15 protein-coding genes are annotated in these 20,481 nt (G+C 70.7%); 4 read left to right on the forward strand and 11 right to left on the reverse strand.

Going from position 1 to position 20,481, the window contains the following annotated elements:
• The first annotated feature begins 102 nt into the window (after positions 1–102).
• A complete protein-coding gene (gene pbpC, locus HG543_RS08905; RefSeq protein ID WP_169344266.1) occupies positions 103–2,472 on the forward strand; it encodes a penicillin-binding protein 1C in 2,370 nt (789 codons plus the stop codon).
• A 1-nt stretch (position 2,473) separates the two neighbouring features.
• Here pbpC and HG543_RS08910 read toward each other — a convergent pair whose 3' ends face one another.
• From HG543_RS08910 to HG543_RS08930, 5 genes are read right to left on the reverse strand one after another with little or no spacing between them, the layout of a single operon-like run.
• Positions 2,474–2,893 carry a thiol-disulfide oxidoreductase DCC family protein gene (locus HG543_RS08910; protein WP_169344267.1) on the reverse strand — a complete coding sequence of 140 codons (420 nt, stop codon included), beginning with the start codon at positions 2,891–2,893 and terminating at the stop codon, positions 2,474–2,476.
• 59 nt (positions 2,894–2,952) lie between these two features.
• The gene (locus HG543_RS08915) at positions 2,953–3,459 is read right to left on the reverse strand and encodes an Imm8 family immunity protein (protein WP_343073306.1); all 507 of its coding nucleotides are present in this window, start codon (positions 3,457–3,459) and stop codon (positions 2,953–2,955) included.
• On the reverse strand, positions 3,377–4,354 hold the full coding sequence (locus HG543_RS08920) for an NAD(P)/FAD-dependent oxidoreductase (protein ID WP_169344268.1): 978 nt from the start codon (positions 4,352–4,354) through the stop codon (positions 3,377–3,379). The genes HG543_RS08915 and HG543_RS08920 overlap by 83 nt, the downstream gene beginning before the upstream one ends.
• 38 nt (positions 4,355–4,392) lie before the next feature.
• Positions 4,393–4,938, reverse strand: coding sequence for a GNAT family N-acetyltransferase (locus HG543_RS08925; RefSeq protein WP_169344269.1), 546 nt, complete (start codon positions 4,936–4,938; stop codon positions 4,393–4,395).
• 43 nt (positions 4,939–4,981) lie between these two features.
• On the reverse strand, positions 4,982–6,808 hold the full coding sequence (locus HG543_RS08930; protein ID WP_169344270.1) for a CotH kinase family protein: 1,827 nt from the start codon (positions 6,806–6,808) through the stop codon (positions 4,982–4,984).
• A 313-nt stretch (positions 6,809–7,121) separates the two neighbouring features.
• On the opposite strand from HG543_RS08930, the gene HG543_RS08935 reads away from it, so the two are divergent.
• Positions 7,122–7,589 (forward strand): hypothetical protein, encoded by a 468-nt coding sequence (locus HG543_RS08935; protein WP_169344271.1) that lies wholly within the window; start codon positions 7,122–7,124, stop codon positions 7,587–7,589.
• Between the two features lie 96 nt (positions 7,590–7,685).
• Here the strand turns inward: HG543_RS08935 and HG543_RS08940 are convergent, their stop codons facing one another.
• Positions 7,686–11,186 (reverse strand): PD40 domain-containing protein, encoded by a 3,501-nt coding sequence (locus tag HG543_RS08940; protein WP_169344298.1) that lies wholly within the window; start codon positions 11,184–11,186, stop codon positions 7,686–7,688.
• Between the two features lie 248 nt (positions 11,187–11,434).
• Between HG543_RS08940 and HG543_RS08945 the strand changes: the two genes are divergently transcribed.
• Both HG543_RS08945 and HG543_RS08950 read left to right on the forward strand, forming a co-directional pair.
• Positions 11,435–12,892 (forward strand): LVIVD repeat-containing protein, encoded by a 1,458-nt coding sequence (locus HG543_RS08945; RefSeq protein ID WP_246356863.1) that lies wholly within the window; start codon positions 11,435–11,437, stop codon positions 12,890–12,892.
• Between the two features lie 11 nt (positions 12,893–12,903).
• On the forward strand, positions 12,904–13,998 hold the full coding sequence (locus HG543_RS08950; protein WP_169344273.1) for an EAL domain-containing protein: 1,095 nt from the start codon (positions 12,904–12,906) through the stop codon (positions 13,996–13,998).
• Here HG543_RS08950 and HG543_RS08955 read toward each other — a convergent pair.
• The 5 genes from HG543_RS08955 to HG543_RS08975 form a co-directional block, all read right to left on the reverse strand.
• On the reverse strand, positions 13,988–15,166 hold the full coding sequence (locus HG543_RS08955; RefSeq protein WP_169344274.1) for a hypothetical protein: 1,179 nt from the start codon (positions 15,164–15,166) through the stop codon (positions 13,988–13,990). The genes HG543_RS08950 and HG543_RS08955 overlap by 11 nt on opposite strands.
• Positions 15,167–15,311: 145 nt before the next feature.
• On the reverse strand, positions 15,312–16,655 hold the full coding sequence (locus tag HG543_RS08960; protein ID WP_169344275.1) for a flavin monoamine oxidase family protein: 1,344 nt from the start codon (positions 16,653–16,655) through the stop codon (positions 15,312–15,314).
• Positions 16,656–16,768: 113 nt separating this feature from the next.
• On the reverse strand, positions 16,769–18,388 hold the full coding sequence (locus HG543_RS08965; RefSeq protein ID WP_169344276.1) for a hypothetical protein: 1,620 nt from the start codon (positions 18,386–18,388) through the stop codon (positions 16,769–16,771).
• Positions 18,385–19,167 (reverse strand): outer membrane lipoprotein-sorting protein, encoded by a 783-nt coding sequence (locus HG543_RS08970; protein ID WP_169344277.1) that lies wholly within the window; start codon positions 19,165–19,167, stop codon positions 18,385–18,387. Before HG543_RS08970 ends, HG543_RS08965 begins: the two co-directional genes overlap by 4 nt.
• 8 nt (positions 19,168–19,175) lie before the next feature.
• Entirely contained in the window at positions 19,176–20,477 is a 1,302-nt protein-coding gene (locus tag HG543_RS08975; RefSeq protein WP_169344278.1) for an ABC transporter permease, read from the reverse strand.
• Between the last annotated feature and the right edge of the window lie 4 nt (positions 20,478–20,481).

A 20,481-nucleotide genomic window follows, 5' to 3' on the forward strand; every position in this document is an offset into this window, starting at 1 on the left:
GTCCGGACGCCGGCTCTCATCTCGCTGGGGTGTCCCTGTCATGAGCCGCGCGTGTCGCATCCTCCGAAGGTTGCTCCTCGTCTCGCAGGGAGCGTCCCGGTCATGAGCCGCGCGCGTCGCATCCTCCGGAGGCTGGCCCTTGTCGCCGTGGGCCTGCTCGTCCTCATGGGCGTAGGGCTCGCGGCGGCGTGGTGGGTGCCGCTTCCCGCCCGGCTGTCCGCGCCGGCCTCGGTGGTGGTGGAGTACCGGGACGGCACGCCGGCCCACGTCTTCCTCGCGCCGGACGAGCGGTGGCGCATCCCCACGTCGCCGGAGCGTGTGGACCCCGCCTACCTGCGCGCGCTGCTGGCCCTGGAGGACAAGCGCTTCTTCCACCACCCGGGCGTGGATCCGCTCGCCGTGGCGCGAGCCGCCGTGCGAAACGTGATGCGGGGCCGCCGCGTGTCGGGCGCGTCCACGCTCACCATGCAGCTCGTTCGCGTGCTGGAGCCGCGGCCCCGCACCTTCATGTCGAAGCTCATCGAGTCCTTCCGCGCGATGCAGCTCGAGCTGCGCCTGTCCAAGCAGGAGGTGCTCGCGGCCTACCTCCAGTTCGTGCCCTACGGGCGCAACGTGGAGGGCGTGGAGGCGGCGTCGCTCGCGTACTTCGGGCACACGGCTTCGCACCTCAGCCCCGCGGAAATCTCCACGCTGCTGGCCGTGCCGCAGAACCCCAACCGTCGCTTCCCCTCGCCGGAGAACGCGGCACGGCTGAAGGCCGCGCGGGACGGCGTGGCGCGGCGGCTCCTGGACGGTGACGCCCTGCCACGAGGTCCGGCGGAGGCCACGGTGTCGCCGGAGGTGGTGCTGGCCGAGGTGCGCGCCACGCCCGTGCCCGCCGCGCTCACGCCCTTTCCCCGCGAGGCACCGCACGCGGCGGTGTGGCTGCGCACGCAACACCCGGCGCTGGCGCGGCTTCGCACCACGCTGGACGCGGGCACGCAGCGCCTCGTGGAGCGGCTGATGCGCGACGCGGTGGGCGGGCTGGCCTCTCGCGGCATCCACAACGGCACGGCGGTGGTGGTGGGCCGGGACAGCGCGGCGGTGCTCGCGCTGGTGGGCAACTTCGACTTCTTCGACGCGGAGCACGGCGGGCAGATTGCCGGCTTCGCCACGCCGCGCTCTCCGGGCTCGGCGCTCAAGCCGCTGCTCTACGCCATGGGCATCGACCTGGGCATGGTGGGACCGGAGCAGCTCGTGGCGGACGTGCCCATGACGTACGGCGGCTATGCGCCCCGCAACTTCGACGGCCGCTTCCAGGGGCTCGTGCGGCTGGAGTACGCGCTGTCGCAGTCGCTCAACATGCCCTTCGTGCGGCTTCTGGAGCGCGTGGGTGTGGAGCGCTTCCTGGGCACGCTGCGCGCGGCGGGCGTCACCAGCCTCGTGAGCGACCCGGGCTACTACGGCCTCTCCGCGTCCGTGGGCGGCATCGAGGTGACGCCACTGGAGCTGGCTGGCGTGTACCTGGCGCTCGCGGAGGATGGCCGCGCGTCGACGCTCCGGTTGCTGGAGGACGGCGGACAGGTGGGCGAGCCGGTGGCGGTGCTGTCCCCGGGCGCGGCGTGGCTGACACGCAAGGCGCTGGCGTTGAGGGACCGGCCAGACTTCCCGGAGCGGCGGCGGCTGACGGGGATGCCCGCGCGGGTGCACTGGAAGACGGGCACGAGCTTCGGCCACCGCGACGCGTGGGCCGCGGGCTCGGGGCCGAGACACACGGCGGTGGTGTGGCTGGGCAACTTCGACCACTCGCCCAGCGTGCACCTCGTGGGCGCGGACGCGGCCGGGCCGCTGCTGTTCGACATCCTGGAGGGCGTGGGGCCGCGCGGGCTCGCGCATGCGGAGGAGGACTCGCCCCCGGAGGACCTGATGCGCGTGGAGGTGTGCGCGTACTCGGGGCACCTGCCCACGGACGCGTGCGAGCAGCGCAAGTCGGTCTTCGCCCGGCGCTCGGCGGTGCCCACGCGGCGCTGCCCGTATCACCAGCGTGTGGAGGTGGACGTGGCCACGGGGCTGACGGTGGGGCCCACGTGCCGGGCGGGGCGGAAGACGGAGTCGCGCGTGTACCTGACGTGGCCCGCCACCATCCGCCGCTGGCTGGAGGAGCAGCACCGCCGCTTGCCGGAGCCCCCGGCCGCCGCGCCCGGCTGCGAGCCCGGCGGCGAGCGCGATGCGCCGACGATTGTCTCTCCGGCGGAAGGGCAGGTCGCCATGCTGATTCCCGGCGTGCCCGCGGAGCAGCAGGAGGTGCCGCTGGAGGCGGAGGCCTCACACGAGCGCGCGCTGACGTGGTTCGTGGACGGGGCCCTGCTGGGCACGGCGCGCGCGGATGAGCGCGTGTGGTGGACGCCGACGGTGGGGGCCCACGAAATCCTCGTCACCGATGACCGGGGCCTCACCGCGAAGCGCACGCTGGTGGTGCGCGAGCGGCGGTGACTCAGAGGAACCGCGCGCGCAATTCCGGCGTGGGCATGCGGCACGCGTCCGCCTTGCCGAACCAGCGGTAGCGGTTGCGCGCGATGAAGCGGTAGACGGCGTCGCGGATGGGCGTGGGGACGACGATGAAGGCGTAGAACAGCTTCCACGCGCCGGGCAGCTTGCGGGCCACGCGCAGGGCCGCACTGGAGCGCTCGTACACGCGCCCGTCCTCCACGAGGATGAAGCTCTGGGGGTCGGCCTCCGGCACGCGGCCCAGGGGAGCGAGCAGCGAGGCGGCCTGGGCGGACTGGAGTGCCGCGAAGCGGAAGCGCGCCGAGGGGTCCCGGTCGATGATGAAGTTCACCGCCCCATTACAGAGATTGCAGACGCCGTCGAAGAGCACCACCGCGGTGGACTCCCCCTGCTTCGACTCGCTCATGACCTGCCTCCCGCCAGGACTCTAGTAACAGTACGGAGCGAGTGCCGCCAACGGGCGCATCACTTCACGTAATCGAACTCCCAATGGAAGTGCTCGCGGAGCTTGCGGACGCATTCCTCCCAGGTGGGGGCCTCGCAGGAGGCCACGGTGGCTTCGAGCCAGCGCCAGAGGAGGTCGTAGTCATACCGGCGCAGGACCACCAGCTTCCGGTTCGCCAGGATGACGCCGTCCGTGTCTTCCAGCGTCGCGAGCCCGGCCGGTGTCGCCACCATGATGGTGAATTCGTCCGAGCTTTTGAGCCGACCCTTCGCCCCTTTTCCCTGGGTCTTGACCCCGATGCTGACGGCCACGTGGGTGACGACCTCGTCGGGATTGTCCGGCACCCACGTCCTGAAGGGATGGTGCGTACCGTCTGTGACGTGATGGATGGCGGGTTTCAGGGCGTTCTCCAGGGGCAGGGCCTCCCCTGGGACGCGAGGCGGCTCAGGCGCCTGACAGCCGCCGCGCCAGCGCCACGCCGCTGAGGAAGGCCCCTTCCACGCGAGGGCCGCCACACCAGTCCCCACAGGCGCCGATGCCCAGCGCCGCGTCGAACAACGTCGACTCCTCCAGGGCGGGGGAGGGCAGGGCGTAGCGCCAGCGGTGGGCCACGGTCTCCACCGGACGGATGTCCCGCCCGATGGCTTCCGCGAACGCCTCCACCCACCGCGCCGTCACGTCCTCTGGCGCGCGCTCCAGGTACTCGCGGCTGGCTTCCGGCGAGCCATGCAGCACCCAGCGCTCTCCCGCCGCGCGCCCCGGCTTGCTCGCGTCGCGCGCAATCCAGGACAGAGGCGAGCCGTGCACGAAGGCGCCGTCCAACTCCAGCGGCACGGGCTCCGCGAAGCGGGCCATCACGGACTGGCACGGCTCCATCCTCACCGTCGCCGCGCGCGCCGCCAGCTCCGGCGCTCCGGCCAGCAGCGGCACCGCCTGCGGCGCGGGCACCGCCACCACCACCCGGTCGAACACGCCGAGCCCCTCGCCCGCGTCCGACGTGAGCCGCCACGCCGGGCCCTCGCGCTCCACCCGCTCCACCCGGATGCCACTCCGCACGTCGAGCCCCTGCGCGAGCTGCTTCACCCCCGAGCCCATCGCCGGCACGCCCACGTAGCGCACCTGCTCGCGCTCGGAGCGCGTCACCCGGCCCCGCTCCAGCGTGCCGATGACGCCGTGCCACTCCGCGGCCAGGCCCGCGTCCATCCAGGCGCGCACCTGTGCCTGGAAGAGCGGGTCCCTCGCCGTGAAGTACTGGGCGCCATGGTCGAAGGTGTCACCCGCCTCGGTCCTGCGAGTGGCCATGCGCCCGCCGGGGCCCCGGCTCTTCTCGAACACCTGGACCGGGAAGCCGGCCGAGTGGAGGGCCCGGGCGGCGGCCACGCCAGACAGGCCCGCTCCGATGACCGCGATGCGGAGTTCCATGCCCCCCACCTAATCGCGGCCCGCTCGTGCCGCACGCCTCAACCGCTCCAGGACGTCCGTGAGCAACTGAAGCGCTCCACGTCGTTGCCGTAGTGGAATGCGCGGCCCTCGTGCGCCATGCCCAGCTTCCGCAGCACGGCCTGGGACGCGACGTTCTCCAGGTTGGCGATGCCGATGATGCGCTCCAGCTCCAGCTCCTCGAAGCCCCAGCGCAGCAGCTCACGGCCCACCTCGGTGGCGAGCCCCCGTCCCCAGTACGGCGTGTCGAACAGGTAGGCGATCTCCACGAGGCCCGTGTCCTCCAGGTAGCACAGGCCCGCGCGCCCCATGACGACGGCCGGTGCCTCTCGGAGCGTGACGGCGAACAACCCGAAGCCGTGCGTCTCCCAGTGCCCCATCATCTTCGCCACGTGGGCCACCGTCTCCTCGTGGCTGCGGGGCCGGCCCGTCAGGTGGCGCATCACCTCCGGCTTCGCGTACAGGGCGGCGAAGCCGTCGGTGTGCTCGGGTGTGACTCGGTGGAGCTTCAACCGCTCGGTGTCGAGCGTGGGGCGGGCGGGACGCGAGGCCGAGACGCGGAGCATGGCCCCGCAGTCTACCCGGCCCCGCGCCGCCCGGGGCACGGCCTCAGTTCACTTCCCAGCCCTTCGTCCCGCGCACGTACCGCTTGCCCGAGGGCAGCTCGCCGTAGAAGAGCAGGTCCTTCACGCCCACCACGGACACGCCGTCGAAGAGGCCCAGCTCTCCCTTCTGGGGCAGCTGGATGCCCAGCGCCGCGAAGTCGAGGCGCACCCGCTCGCCCGGGGCCACCGTCAGCTCCGGCAGCACCGCGCCCACGGGGTTGGCCACCTGCGTCGGCGCGTGGCTGCTCTGCGCCAGGCTCACCCGCAGGTTGGTGGTCAGCACCATGCCCTTGAGCGAGACGGCCTTCGACGTCCGGTTGCCCACCTCCACCCAGCCCTCGCGCGGGTCGAATGCCTCGAACACCAGCGCCGGCTTCTTCTGCTGCTCGAGCCGCTCCAGCTCCTTCAGGATGAAGGCGCGGCGCTCCTTCACGTACCGCTTCAGGTAGGCGCGGCCCGCGACGAACCGCTCGTAGCTCATGTACGGGTCATCGCGCATGTACGGGTCGACGAGCGCGTGCAGCTTGTCGATGTACGCGTCCATCACCTTGCTCGTGAACAGCTCGTCCATCGCCTTGTCCAGCCGCGCCTCCAGCCGCTCGCGCAGCTCGGGGTTCATCACCACGCGGGTGCCCAGGTTGGAGAACACCGGCAGGTAGCCCGGGTAGGGCCCCGTCTCGAGCTTGCGCAGGTTGTACATCTTCTCCACCCACGCGTCGGTCAGCGTGAAGTTGAACAGCGGGTGGATCATGTTGCCGCTGTAGGTCTCCATGTCCTTCACGGTGATCTGGTGCCACCAGCGCGCGTCCACGTTGTTCAAGTCCCAGGGCACGTAGGACCACTTCGCCATCGCCCGGTCGTAGATGAAGTAGCTCTCCGAGTCCTCCACGTAGTTGTTGGACATGAGCACGTCCAACACCATGGAGCGCAGGTAGTGCTCCAGCTGGAGGTTCTTCTCCAGCGCGCTCACGAACTGCGGCTCGGGCGTGTGGTTGATGATGCCCATCATCTCCCAGAGCTTGTCGTCCGGCTGCGTCTCGTTGGTCTTCTTCATCCACTTGCCCTGGTAGGGCACCTTCCACGTCTTGAACTCGCAGTCCTTCCAGCCGCAGCGGTAGATGGTCGCGTCGTCGTCCGCGAAGTCGTGGGCCTTGAGGAAGGACTTGTTCACCTGCTCGATGTCGAGGAACACGCCCTGGTAGGCGCCGTTCACCTTGAGCCGGATGAACTTCGCCGTCGGCGCGGGCACGCGCATGGCCTCCAGCAGGTCATAGGAGAGCTTCTCCGCCAGCATCGTCGCGTCCGCGTACTCGGCCACGAGGTTGAGCGAGGTGCGCCCCTGGAAGCGGACCTTGTCCTCGAAGCTCACGTTCCAGCTCTTCTTCGGGAAGTGCCGCGCCGAGGCGCCACGCAGCCGCACCTTCACCCGGTACGTCACGCCGTCCGCCTTGAAGAGCGCGTCCTGCTCGGGCGTGTACACGTCCTTCAGGAACTGCTGCAGCGTCGCCTCGGGCATGCTCAGCTCGTACTCCTCCACCGAGCTCTGCGCGGGCGGCAGCACGAACGGCCGCTGCGGCTCCAGCACCGGAGGCGGCGGCGGTGGCGGAGGAGGATTCGGAGGCGGCTGTGGCTGTGGCTGTGGCTGTGGCTGCGGGTCGGGCGGCGGGCCCGGAGGAGGATTCGGAGGCGGCACCTCCCCGTCGGGCGGAGTCACCTGCGGAGATTCGGTGCCCGGATGAGCGGGCGGCTCGACGGACGGGCCTTCCGTCCCGGGTCCACAGGCCGTCATGCACAGCAGGGAAAGGCAAAGCAGAAGTCGTGCGTGATTCATCGCACGGCCAGTGAGCAAGGGACATGCCCCCTCGACCGAGGGGCCCCGTGGGAGGCGAGGGAAGGCCGGGCGCCGTGGATCTACTCCCGCGGTTGCCCCATGTGGGAAAGGGATTGCCCACTCCGGGGATGCCTGCTTGCCATGCATGGGTGGCTCGGGAGAGCGCGGCGGGCGCATCGCCTGGCCGCCCTGGACGGAGCAGGCGGACGGGCAGGGGGCCCCGGACGTCTTCCCGGAGCGCGGTGCACGGCCTGAAGCGTCATTCCTAGCTTCACCGGGAAGCAGGGAGCGCCGCGTCAGGGGAGACAGCCGCATGGAGACCTGGAACCAGACGTCCACGGACGCCGTCCGCAGCCATACGCCGCTGCTGGTGAACCGCCGCATCGACGAGCACGTGGAGGCCTGCGTGCGGCACATGGCCGAGCAGGGTGACCGGGCGGAGATGAGCCGCTACCTCGAGCGGCTGGAGCGCGAGTGGGACATGAGCCGCGCCCTCACCGTGGGCGCCTCCGTGGCGTCCGGGCTCGGCCTGCTGCTGGGCAGGCGGGCGGGCACGTGGCGGGTGCTCAGCGCGGTGGCCACCGGGCTGCTGCTGCAACAGGGGTTGTTCGGCTTCGGGCCGCTGTCCGGGCTGCTGCGGCTGATGGGCGTGCGCACGCGCCGCGAAATCGACCTGGAGAAGTTCGCCATCAAGGCGCTGCGCGGAGACTTCGAGCGCATCCCCAATGACGGGGGACCGCTGGCGAAGGCCAACGCCGCCCTCGTCGCCGCGCAGTCCTGAAAATGAAAGAGGCCCCGCCCCCGGGAAGCGGGCGGGACCTCGTCATGCTTCAGCTCCGGGGCGGGAACCTTCGGGTGGCCCGCCCCCGGCGTGTCCTCAGTGCCGTGGCCCGGTGTAGCCGCCCGCGACGGCCGGTATCAGCGCCGGCGACTGGGGCGCGGGCTGGGTGACCTTCTTGGTGTTGCCCTGGTCGAAGAAGCCGTTGAGGCCGGCGATGCCCAGCGAGAAGTTCGTCACCCAGCCCGGGTCCGGCTTGCCGGCCGCCGCGCCGATGTCGAGCGGCCGTGCGAAGTGCAGCCGCATCAGCAGGGGCCCCAGCGCGACGTTGAAGCCGATGGCGGCGTCCAGCACGCGGTGGTCCCACAGGTCCTGCCAGCCCTCGCCCACACCGCCCACGTCCAGGCCCGCCACCGCCTCCAGGTCGCTCAGGAAGGCCACCCGGACGATGTCGTTGAGCGGCAGCTGCAACTCCAGCGTGGAGTAGCCGTAGTGGCGGCCCAGCAGCCACTGCTCGTCGCCGAAGTTCACGCCGCGCAGCGTGTCGAACGAGGACAGGAAGTAGGAGCGCGCGTACCGCCCGCCCAGCGTGGTGCCCGCGCCGCCGCGCAGGAAGATGTTGGTCCGGCCGTAGATGGGGAAGTAGCGCTCGGCGTCCAGGCGGATGTTGCTGTACGTCTCGCCGTGGAACGGCTGCACGCCCACCGTCGTCTCCAGCAGCGCGGCGCTGCCCGCCAGCGGGCCGGTGGCGTAGTGGTACTTCAGGCTGTCGTAGCCCACCTGCCCGCTGAGCTCCGTCTGGAAGCGCACGGACCCGTTGCGCGCCTGCCATACGGACAGCAGCTCCGCGGCGGCCTCGTTGCGCTCCGGGAAGGCCAGGTAGAACTCGTAGAAGTCGTCCAGGAAGTACTTCGTTCCACCCAGGCTGAGGTCGCCCTGCAGGTAGAAGAAGGTGCTCAGCGGGTAGCGCAGGCTGCCGAGCACGCCGAAGAACCGCTCACCCGACGTGAAGAACGTGTTCGAGCCCACCGCCGAGTCCGCGAAGGTCTGGTCCACGCGGAAGCGCAGCGACTGGAAGAGGCCGCCGCCCCACGTCGTCCGGCTCTGGTCGTTGATGTACAGCAGGTAGCCGTCCGTCAGGTCGAAGCTGCCGTACACCGCGAGGGTGAGCAGGAACTGGTGGTCGCGCATGCGGTCGGTGGCCGCCGCGAACAGCTGGCCCACGAAGCCGCCGCCGCCCGCGCCCGCGAAGCCGAAGATGGGGCCGAACTCCAGGTTCTGCCGCGCGAAGGGCTGGTACGCCTGCGCGTCCGTCAAGGGCCGCACCGCCAGCGGGCCGGGCGGCTCGGGCGCGGGCTCCACCGGCACGTCCACCGCCAGCATGCGCGGCGGCCGCAATATCGCGGGCCTGCGCTCGCCGGACATGTGGAACAACAGCCACAGGCCACCCTCGGGACCGGGGCCCGGCTCGAAGACACCCGTCGTCAGGTCCGTGCGCCGCACGATGCGGCCGTCCGTCATCAGCTCGTGCAGGTCCGAGGAGCTGTTGTTGAAGGCCGTGAAGAACACCCGGCCGTCCGGCAGCGCGGTGGGGTCCGCGTGGTCCCGGTCCTCGCTGGTGATGCGCTCCACCTGCTGGGGCGCGTCCACCCGCACCCGGAAGAGGTTGTACTTGCGGTGCGACGTGGCGTCCGACGTGAAGATGATGCCGGACGGGCCCCACGTGACGTGCCGCTCGGCGAACACGTCGTCGGTGAGCCGCAGGGGCTTGGCGTCCGGGCCCGCCTGGGTGTCAATCGCGTACACGTCGCGCAGGCCCGCGTCGTTGATGCCGATGAAGGCCACCCACCGGCCGTCCGGCGAGAAGGCCGGCGAGTACGCCGCCAGCAGGTCGTGCTTGTCGATGCGGTACGCCACCCGGCCGCCCAGCTCCAACCTCACCGTGGTGCCCACCTCCCGGTCGATGCCGGTGCGGATGGGGTTGCGGCGCACCAGCACGTCCGCCGCGCGCTTCTCCACCGTGTGCTGGTAGTCCTGGATGTAGATGACGTCGCGCCCGATGATTTCCGCGATGAAGGCCAGCTTGTTGCCCGTCAGCGCGAAGCTGCGCCCGGAGATGGGGTGCAGCGACTCCACGCCCGGCACGCCGTCGCCCACCACCTTCACCGTCTTCTCCGGCGCCCTCGGGTCCATCATGTACAGCCGGCTCTCGCCCGTCTCGGGGACGATGGTGCGCAGCGCCAGCACGTGCCCGTCCGGCGAGCTGGCCATGGCCGTGACGTAGCCGGGCCCCTTGTCCAGGAGGTCCATCACCGGCGCCGCCTGCTCCGAGCCCAGGTACGTCTTGAAGGCCCGGCGCTTCAGCCAGTTCTCGAACCGCGCGGCGATGCGCTTTGGATCATCTCCCGTCAGCCGCTGCAAGAGCTCCTCGAACTTCAGCGACGGGGAGTCGCGCGAGCCGCCCACCAGCCGGGGCGACTCCTCCAGCACGCGCTGGAGGAAGCCCTTGCCGTACTCCTCCTCCAGGAAGGCCACGCGCACCTGGCCCACCTTGTAGATCCACAGGTAGCCGTACGGCCCGGGCGAGAAGAAGTCGAGGAACGCATAGCCCCGGTACAGGTCCGGGTTCACCAGCAGGTCCCTCACCAGCATCTCCGCCTCGGGGTCCATGCCGCGCTTGGCGTAGAACTCGGCCAGGCCTTCGATGAACCACAGCGGAATGGCCTGCAGCGGGTCTCCGAACACCTTCGCCTGCTCGGCCACGGTGCGCGTCTTCTGGATGGTGAACTGGTGCGCCAGCTCGTGCGTGCTGATCTCCTCGAAGAGCCGGTGGTCGCCCAGGTACGGCAGCGTCAGCTTCAGGTCCTCGCCCGTGCTGGTGAGGCCCAGCGTGCCCTCGGACACCTGGAAGAGGTTGGTCTGCAGGAACTCCTGGTAGCTGCTGTAGAGGATGTACGGGAAGGTCTGCGTGGGGACGTACTGGAACTGGTCCACGAGGTAGCGGTACGCCTCCTCGATGAGGGGCGCGGCCCGCTCGGCCACCACGCGCTCGCGCTCATAGAAGTAGAAGCGCACGCCGCCCGTCTTCGCGCCGAGCGTCTTCGCGTACGTGTAGTTGAAGCCGCCGTCGGGGCCGCCCTGGCCCAGCGTCGCCTGCGCGCCGCCGTCCGGCATGCCCCCGTCCGAGATGCCCGTGACGACCAGCGTGCCGCCATCCCCGGCCGCCTCGGTGCCCGCCGTCGCGGGGCCCGGGGGGGGCACGCCGCCATCCGTCGCCTCCGTCACCAGCGGCGGGGGCGTGGCGGTGGGCGGCAGCCCTACCTGGGCCTCCGGGTCGGAGGGACCCTGGGTGGTCTCCTGGGGTGGCCCCGAGGGGGGCTCGCGTGGATCGCTCGTCTCGGAGTCCGTGGTGGGCGCGCTCGGGTTGGCGCCTCCCTGGGTGCCGGGCGGCTGGTCGTGCGCGGTGCGCTCCGCGGGCGCGGCCAGGCCCTCGGCCGCGGGGCCCACGAGGATGTCCACGTGCCGCCACTCGAACTCGTAGCTGTTCACCGGTGATTTTCCGGGGCGTCGCGGCACCACATAGAACTGCGCGAGTGCCATCCCGGGCACGAGCAGGGCCAGGATGGCGACTGCGATGGGGCGGAGGGTCACAGGGGGTCACCTCTTCGGGTGGGGAGCAGGCGGAGTGGCGGCAACCTGAGAGGCTCCCTCTCAGGGGCTCGGGTATACAAGGGCCTGATTCATTTCTTTCCGTTTACTTGCGCGACGGTGAGCGTCCCAACCGGCGCCGGCCCTGGAGGGCATGGGGGCTTCGTCTGGTGCTGGCGCCCGATGATATGGATGGGGGCATGAGACGCCTTCTTGCACTCTCCTCCACCCTGTTCCTCACCCTGGGCTGCGGCAAGGACGATGACTCCACGCCGAAAGCCGAGTGTCAGCTTGAAGCCATCGACCTGTCATCCTGTCAGCGTTCCACGCTGGCCGACCTGCAGAAGGAGGGGGTCTGGCACCTCAACGTTCTGCTGGAAGACAAGACCGGGACCGCCACCTCCCTGCGTCTGGCGAGCGACGCGAGCGGCTCGAAGCTGCTCGGGCTCGACGTGAAGGACCAGCAGGTCTCCGCGGACACCTTCTTCCTGGCCTCCGAGGCGGACAGCTCGGATGGGACGAAGATGCGCTTCGTCGCCGCGGGGTGTACGGCCAAGAGCCCCACGCAGCTGTCCGGCATCTTCCGGCGCTGCCGGAACGGGGCCACGGACCTGGAGGGCACCTTCGAGGCCACGCGCGTGACGCGCCGGGCCGGCGAGGAGGAGGCCTCGAAGCTGGAGCTCGTCGCGGAGCTGGCGCTGCCGCGCGGCAGCGCCACGGAGATGGCCGTGGCCAACGGCCGGGCCTACGTCACCGCCGGCAGTGAGGGCCTCTTCATCTACGACGTGAGCACGCCCACGCAGCCCCGGAAGGTGGGGGAGCTGAGGCCCGCCAGCGACGTCTTCAAGGACGTGCTGGTGCATGGCCAGACGCTCTACGTGGCCACGCAGAACAACGGCATCGCGGTGTTCGACCTGACCAACCCGGACGAGCCCGCGCGCGTGCGCTCCATTCCGGAGAAGCCGGTGGAGGTCAACGGGCTGGCCATCGACGGCAACCGGCTCTTCGCGGCGGCGCCGTCCCCGTACGCGGAGGTGCTCGTCTTCGACATCACCTCGCCCACCGCGCCGACGCTCCAGACGCGCTACTACGTCTCGGGCACCACCCCCGAGTTGGGGGACCGTCCCATGGACGTCGCGGCGATGGACAACCGGCTGTACGTCAGCCACTGGACCTACGGGCTGACGGTGTTGGAGCTGAAGCCGACGGCGACGACGCTGTCGCTCGAGTACCTGGGCCGTTACGGCACCCGCACCTCGCGCACCGCGGCGGTGGGCGTGGTGGGCAGCCGGACGCTGGCCTTCGACGCGGGCGAGGACTGGGGCGCGCACCTGACCGTGCTGAACGTGACGAACCCCAAGGTCAGCGTGGATCAGGTCGGCGAGTTCCGCCTGCGGCCGGAGGTGTCCATCCGCTCGGTGACGCTGGTGGGCACGAAGCTGTACGTGAGCTACTACCAGGACGGCCTGCGCGTGCTGGACGTGTCCGTGCCCGGCGAGCCCCGGCAGGTGGCCTACTACAACACGTGGCGTGAGTCCGACGTGGGCCGCGGTGTCACCTTCTTCGACGGGCTGAACACGGTCCGCGTGCCGGGAGACGGCTACATCTACGCGACGGAGACGGCGCGCGGGCTGATGATCTTCCGCGAGACGGAGTAGGGGACACCTCCATGACCGACACCACGACGCGGCTGTGCGGCCGGTGCCAGGAGCTGCCGGCGAAGCTGGAGGGCGCGGGACGGCTGTTCCTGTGGTGCCCCCTGGGGCACAGCTTCGGCAAGCTGGTGGCCTTCCTGCGGGAGACGGGGCGCGAGTATCAGGTGCGCCCCGAGGCACAGTGCGTCGTGGTGTGGGTGGCGGACGGGGATTTGGGGAAGCTGGCGGTGAGCGCGGTGGGCGCGCTGACGCAGGAGGAGGTGCGGGGCACGCGCGCGCTCTTCCTGGCCGGTGAAGCGGAGCCGGGGCTGGCGGACTACCCGCGCGTGGGCTCGCTGCAGCAGTTCTCGACGATGGCGCAGGCGGGGTGGCTGGTGGACATGCTGGGCGAGCAGCGGCTCACCTCGCACTTCCAGCCCATCGTCCATGCGCAGGACACGCGGCGCATCTTCGCCCACGAGGCGCTCCTGCGCGGCCGCGAGCGGGACGGCACCCTGGTGTCCCCGGGGCGGATGATGCAGACGGCGCGCGACGCGGACCTGCTGTTCCAGCTGGACTTGGCGGCGCGCACCACGGCCATCCGCGAGGCGGTGCGGCACGAGCTGCGCACGCACCTGTTCATCAACTTCACGCCCACGGCCATCTACGACCCGGCGTACTGCCTGCGCTCGACGGTGTCGGCCATCAGCGACGCGGGGATTCCGCCGCAGAGCGTGGTGTTCGAAATCATCGAGTCGGACCGGGCGGCGGACGCGTACCACCTGAAGGGCATCATCAACTTCTACCGGCAGGCGGGCTTCAAGGTGGCGCTGGATGACCTGGGCGCGGGGTACTCGTCGCTGAACCTCATCCACCAGCTGCGGCCGGACATCATCAAGCTGGACATGGAGCTGGTGAGGGACGTGCACGTGGACCCGTACAAGGGGTCCATCGTGCAGAAGCTGCTGGAGATTGCGCGGCAGCTCGGCATCCAGACGGTGGCGGAGGGCATCGAGACGCCCGAGGAGCTGCGCTGGGTGCGGGCGCACGGGGTGGACTACGTGCAGGGCTACCTCATCTCGCGTCCGCAGGGCGCGCCGGCGGAGGCGACACCGTACTTCACGGGTTGAGGAGGACGTTGCCGGTGCCCTCGCGTTGGAGGCTGGCCTCGCGGGCGGCGCTCAGCTCGTAGCCGGCGTCCTGGAGGGCGCGGCGGGCGCCGTAGATGTCGCGGTTGTCGGCGGCTTCCAGGGCGTTGTTGATGAGGGCTCGGGCGCGCTCGGCGTGGACGACGACGGAGCCCTGGCCGTACTGGGCGGCGCTGGCGCGCACGTCGGCGAAGGCGCGGTCGGCGAGGCTGAGCGCGTTGCCCACGTCGAGCTCGCCGCTTTCGAGGGCCTGGTCCGCGGCGAGCATCCACTGGCCGGCGGTCTGGATTTGGGCGAGGCGCCGCTGGCGGGCCCGCTCCACATCGACGGAGCGCTGACCGAAGGTGTCGAGCTGCTGCTGCACGGCCTGGTTGTTCCGGTCGAGCGTCTCGTCGCGCTCGCGGAGCTCGGTCTCGAGCTGCTGCACGCGCTCGCGGAGCTGGGCCAGTTCCTGCTGGGTGGGGGAGGGCTGCGCGGCGCCGGCCGCGCTCGCTCCGCCTCCGGTGCCAGCCGTGCCGGTGGTGCCGGCGCCGCCGGTGCCCGTGGAAGGCGCCGTGCCGGGCGCTCCCGTGTCACCCGGTGTCGAGCCGGCGCCAGTCCCTGGTGCCGTCCCCGTCGCGCCCGTTCCTCCGCTCGCGTCCTGCCCGGCCGGAGCGGGGGTGCCCGCCGTACCCGCGCCGCCGGTGGCCTCCTGACCCGTCGTACCCGTGGCGGCTCCGGGCTGTGCGCCCGGGGTCGGGGGCGCCGTGCCCCCTCCGGCGGAGCCGGGCTGGGTCCCCGTCGGTCCGCTCGGCACGCCGGGCGGCGGGGTCTGGGACTCAGGGCCGGGGGCCGTCTCGGCGGGAGTGGGGCTGCCGCTGCCACCCATGGCCGCGTCTTCCCCGTCCAACGCCTCCATCGGCGGAGAGGGAACCGGCTGATACACCTGCGATGCCTCTTCCTGGGCGACCTGTCCCGAGGGGACGGGCGCCGACCCATCCGGAAGGGCAGGCCCCACGATGGTAGGGGAGGCGCCCTGGTCGAGCGGCTGCTGGACGATGTACCCGGGGGGAGGCCGCGAGCCTTCCGCAGTCCTGGCGGCCTCCTCATAGGCTTCTTCCAGCGCCTCCGCGGCAGGGTCCCGGGTGGACGGGTCCTCCGGGGGCGTCACATCCGACGTCTGTCCAAGGCTCAGGCCAGCAATGAGAGCAATCCACAGGCGGCGCATACCTGGAAGGTGTCCACCAGAGGATGTCCCATCATCGTCCCAGGAGGCACTCCGAGCCCCGGGCCGCTCGGACGGCAGCCGGGCGCCCTCAGCGTGACGAGCCCCCATCGGGAATGGAACGTCCATTCGCCAGCACCTCGCGCGCCGCGCGCTCCCCCGTCGCGATGGCGCCGTGCACCGTGCCTTCCTCGCCCTCGGTGTTCGTCGCCTCGCCCGCGAAGAACAGGGTGCCTTCCACGCTGGCGCCCAGTGCCTCCACGGCCTCCATCGCGCCCGCGGGAATCACGGCGTAGCCGCCCCGGGTGAACGGCTCGCGCTGCCAGTCCTGCACGCGCCAGTCCTCGAGCAGCTCATGCAGTGCCTGTCGAGGCAGCCGGAAGATGCGCGCGAGCGTCTCCACGGCGCGCTCCAGTACCTCCGTTTCCGGCAGCCCGGACAGCGCCTCCGCGCCCTGCCCACCGGCCCAGCCCACGAGGTGCCGGGACTCGTGCGGCGACAGCGTCCACCACGTAGGCACTGGCAGGGACGGAGCGTGGAAGTAGCCGAACCGCGCGGTGTCCTCGCGCTCGCTCCAGAAGGCGGTGCGGAAGCGCAGCAGCACCTTCACCAGCGGGCCCATCTCCAGCCGGCCCCATGCGCGCTCCTTCTCCGGCAGCCGGGGAAGGAAGCGCACCGCGCCGGGCTCCGGAGGACGGGCGCGCAGCACGCCCACGGGCAGCGTCACCACGGCCTGCTTCGCGCGCACCTGTCCCAGGGATACGCCCTGCCTGCCCCGGACGCGCACGCGCACCTCGCCGGGTGCCCAGCGAATCTCCTCCGCCACCGTGTTGAGCAGCAGCGCTCCGGGGCGCTCCAGCAGTGGCGCCGCCAGCGCGCGCAAGACGCGGTCATAGCCTTCCATGACCCGTGAAGGCGTGATGCCTCCCAGCGTCTCCGCGGCTTCTTCCATACGGGCGATGGCCATCGTGCTCGCGGTGTCCGGGTTGGCCGCGTAGAAGCCCTCCACGTAGGAGCGGGCCATGGCCACCTGGAGCTGCGACCAGCGCTCGGCCCGAGCGCGCTCCTGAATCAGCTCGGCCACGGGCCGGTCCGGCGGCTTCGCGGAGGCGAGCGCCTCCATGAAGCGGAAGGCCTCCTCGCCGTCCCCGAAGCGCCCCTTCCAGGACAGCGCATGGATGTCATTGCACTCGCGCACCGTGAGGCGAGCCCGCCGGACGAGCTTCTTCAGCGAGTCCGGCTTGCCGTGGACGAACTCCGCCCCCAATTCCAGCGGCACGTCGGTGACGGGGTCGTGGAGGGTGGCCACCCTGCCGCCGATGCGCTCCCGGGCTTCCAGCACGATGACGCGCAGACCCGCGCGGAGAAGCGGAGCGGCGGCGGCGAGCCCGGCGGCCCCCGCCCCCAGGATGACGACGTCCGAGGTGAGGTTCATGGCCTCACCTGTAGTCACGCGCGCGGCGAGGCACAGCGCTGGATGCGGACGCCGTCACGCGCGAGACAGTCGAAACGCGAAGGGCCGAGCGGGGAACCCATCCCCCGCCCGCTTCAGAGCGCGATGCGCAGGCCCGCCCCCACCTCGAACGTGGGCGCGGCCACGGAGAAGCCCGGGATGTCCTGCCCGTTGACGGTGACATCCGGGATGGTGAAGCCGAGCCGGAACTCACCGCCCTTGCGGCCGTAGTGCACGGCCCCGTACGCCTCCACCGTGAGGTAGGTGAGCGCCCGGTGCGTCATGTTGAGCCGGCTCACGAAGCTCCGGTCGGACAGGTTGCCCAGCGTGAAGAGGTTGAAGGACGTGCGCTCCCACGAGCCCGGCTGATTCAGGAACAGGTACGCGGCGCCGTAGTGCCGGCCCAGGTACAGCGGCTGGAAGGCATTCTGGCTGAGCAGGTACGGGTAGCCGATGGAGCTCGTGTACCCCGTCGAGTTGTAGAAGTACTCCAAGCCCACGACGGCCAGGTCGTTCTCGCCGTACGCGAAGCTGTAGTTCGCGCCCGCCGTCACCTGGGGCGTGAGGCCGTCGGGGATGTACGACTCCACCTGGCCGCCATTCAGGAAGATGTCCTGCGGCGTGGTGCCCTCGGGCAGCCGGTACAGGGGCTGGTCCGTGCCCTCCTTGATGCCCACCTCGCCGTAGACGTCGATGGGGCCGAGCCCCGAGGACAGGTCCAGGCCGAAGCGGGGCTTGCGGCCTCGCTGGGCCACGGCGCTGGCGCCCACCTCCGCCGGCCCCAGCACCACCTCGGCGCGCAGTGCACCACCGATGCCGCTGAGCCGGTTCACCAGGTCACTCCCACCGGGCCGCGTGGGGGCGCCGCTGGGGTCGATGACCGCGCCCGCGTCGGTGCCCAGGTCGTCCATCACGGCGATGCCGTAGAAGTTCCACCCCCGCGCCTCCCACGGCACGTGCACCTTCAGCATGGACACGCCGGTGCGCAGGTCCACGAAGGCCAGCGGGTTGCGCCGCTGGGGTGACAGGAAGTCGGTGGGGTTCCAGATCTGCCCCGTGCCCCACTTCACGTGCTGCTTGCCCACGGTGAGGAACACCGTGCGCTCGATGTCGAAGCGCAGCCACGCCTGGTCCAGGAGCACGCGCGGATTGGCCGGTGCGCCCTCCGCCTGCTGGGAGGAGAGGGTCGGGTCGTAGCTCAGCCGTCCCACCACGTAGCCCCGCAGCCGGTCCGTGGGGCGTGCGTCGAAGAAGCCGTCCACCAGCGTGGGCGCGGAGAACGACGTGTTGCCGAAGGACACGCCCTCGTTCGCCGCCACCGCGCCGCGCAGGTAGAACTGCCCCCCAATCTTCAGCGGGTCGTCCACCGCCTCGTCCGAGTCGAACGCGCTGCGCGTCGCCGGGCCGGACAGCGCCTCCGTGTCCCGGTCGCTCGCTTCAGCGGACGAGGGCTGCCGCGTCGAAGAGTCGCTGGACGCGCCCGATTCACCGCCAAAGAGGGCGTCCTCGCTCGGGCGGTCCGAGGACGTCGGGTCCTCCGCGTCGGGCGGAGGCGTGGCCTCGGCGGGCTTCTCGGGCTCGCCGCCGAAGAGCGCGTTCTCGTCCGGCCGGTCTCCCGAGGAGGACTGCGAGGTCCCCGAGGACTGGCCGAGCGCGGGCGCGCCGACGAGGGCCGCGGACAGCGCCGCGGCCAGGGTGAGGGTGCGCGAGTTCATCGGCTCTTGCTCTCGAGCCACGCCTTGGTGAAGAGGTTGGCCTCCAGCGGGCGCAGGTCGATGGACTTGATGAGGACGGTGGTGGAGTTCGCCTTCTCCACCTCGTCGTAGATGCGAATCTCCTCGGGGTACCAGACGTCGGCGCCCTTGGACTCGCTGAAGAGCTTCTTCCAGCGCGGGTACAGCGCGGTGCGCATCTTCCGGCCGGACAGCGCGTACTCCTCGCGCTTGAGGACGTTGGCCGTCTCCTTGTCCACCCAGAGCTTGACGACGGGGTAGGCCACGTCCACGCCCGACTTCGCCTTGAGCGTCAGCATGTTCGCCGTGTACTTGCCCAGCTTCGCCTCGCCGTCGAAGGACGGGTCGTACTCCTCGGCCAGGCGGGACTCGTCGAAGTCGGCGCGGCGGCTGTCGGTGCCGGCGATGCGCTCGCGCTCCGTGCGCCGCTCCCACTTGCCCACGTTGGGGTCATAGCTCCAGAGGTTCTTGTCCAGCCGCAGGTAGCCCTTGCCGGCCTCCGCCTTCGGGCGGCTGAAGAGAATCATCAGCTTGTCGTCCGCGTCGCGCCGGTAGACGAACGCCTCGCGCACGGTGTCCGTCTTGTCCTTCTCCTTCTGCTCCAGATAGACGAGCGCCTTGTAGTCGCCGCCGTTGCGCTGCCGGTCGTCGATGGTCGCCAGCAGCTTCACCATCTCCGCCGTCTCCATCGCGAGCGCGGCCGGAGCGGACAGCAGCGCCGCGGCGAGCACCGCGGCGGACAGCACGTTCTTGAGAGTCATGGTGCGAATCACCCGATGTGGTGCATCGCCGTCACCGGCTTCATCCGGGCGGCGAGGAAGGAGGGAATCAGCGAGATGGCCGTGGTGCAGGCGGTGATGAACAGCATGGCGCCCACCACGGAGCCGGCGTTGACGGCCAGGTTCAGCTTCTCCGACATGATGAACACCGCCACCACCTCCGGGACGGAGATGTCCGCGGCGTTGATGCCCAGGCACACCGCCAGCCCGATGACGGCGCCCGCCAGCGTGCCGAGGAAGCCCAGCGTCAGCGCCTCGAAGACGAACATCGCCAGCACCCGCGTGCGCTGCATGCCGATGGCGCGCAGCGTGCCAATCTCCCGCGTGCGCTCCCGGATGGCGATCCACAGCGTGTTCATGATGCCCACGCAGATGATGACCAGCAGCACGAAGATGAGGACGCCGGTGAGGCCGTTGAGCGCGGTGAGCGTCCAGTTGATGAACGAGATTTCGTCCTCCCAGTTGGTGATGTCGAGCTTCTGGCCCGTCCACCCCTCGCGGTTGACCACCTCGAACTTCATCCAGAACGCGCGCGGGTCGTTGTCCATCAGCTCGTGGCCGGCCGCCGCCAGCGTCTGGCGCAGCCGCGCCTGCACCGCGGGCACCTGGGCCACGTCCTTGAGGTACAGGTAGATGGCGCCCGTGGTGTCGTCCTTGAGCTGGTAGAGCGAGCGCAGGGTGGAGTTGGGGACGAAGATGTTGAAGTCGCTCATCAGCCCCACGTTGGCGGCGATGGCGGCCACCCGGACGTCCACCGTGTTGTTGGTGCCGCGCAGGGTGGGCGCCGAGAGCGTCACGGTGTCACCCACCTTGACCTCCAGCCGCTTCGCCTGCTTCTCGAAGAGGAGCACCGTGTCGCGCTCCTTCAAGCCGTCCAACGAGCCCTCCTTGATTTGGAGCACCTTGCGGATGCCGGGCTCGGCCTCCACGTCGATGCCGCCCAGGCCCACCTGCGAGGAGCCCACCTCGCTGACGACCTTCACCCAGCCACGGCCGCGCTGGACGATGTAGTCCAATTCCGGCACGTCCTTGCGGACCTGCTCGATGACCTTCGGGTAGCCCGTCACCACCGGCGCGGACTGGCCGGCGGTGACCTTGTAGAAGCCGCCCACGTTGACGTGGCCGGTGGCCAGCGTGGTGGCCGAGCGCAGCATGGTGTCCTTCATCCCGGTGGACAGCCCCATCAGGACGACCAGCAGCGCGGTGACTCCGGCAATGGCCCCGCCGAGCAGCAGCGTGCGGCGGCGGTGCGTGCCGAGGTTGCGGAATGCGATGAGTAGGAGCTGGAGCATGGGC

It is taken from the genome of Pyxidicoccus fallax, assembly GCF_012933655.1.
GTDB lineage: Bacteria > Myxococcota > Myxococcia > Myxococcales > Myxococcaceae > Myxococcus > Myxococcus fallax.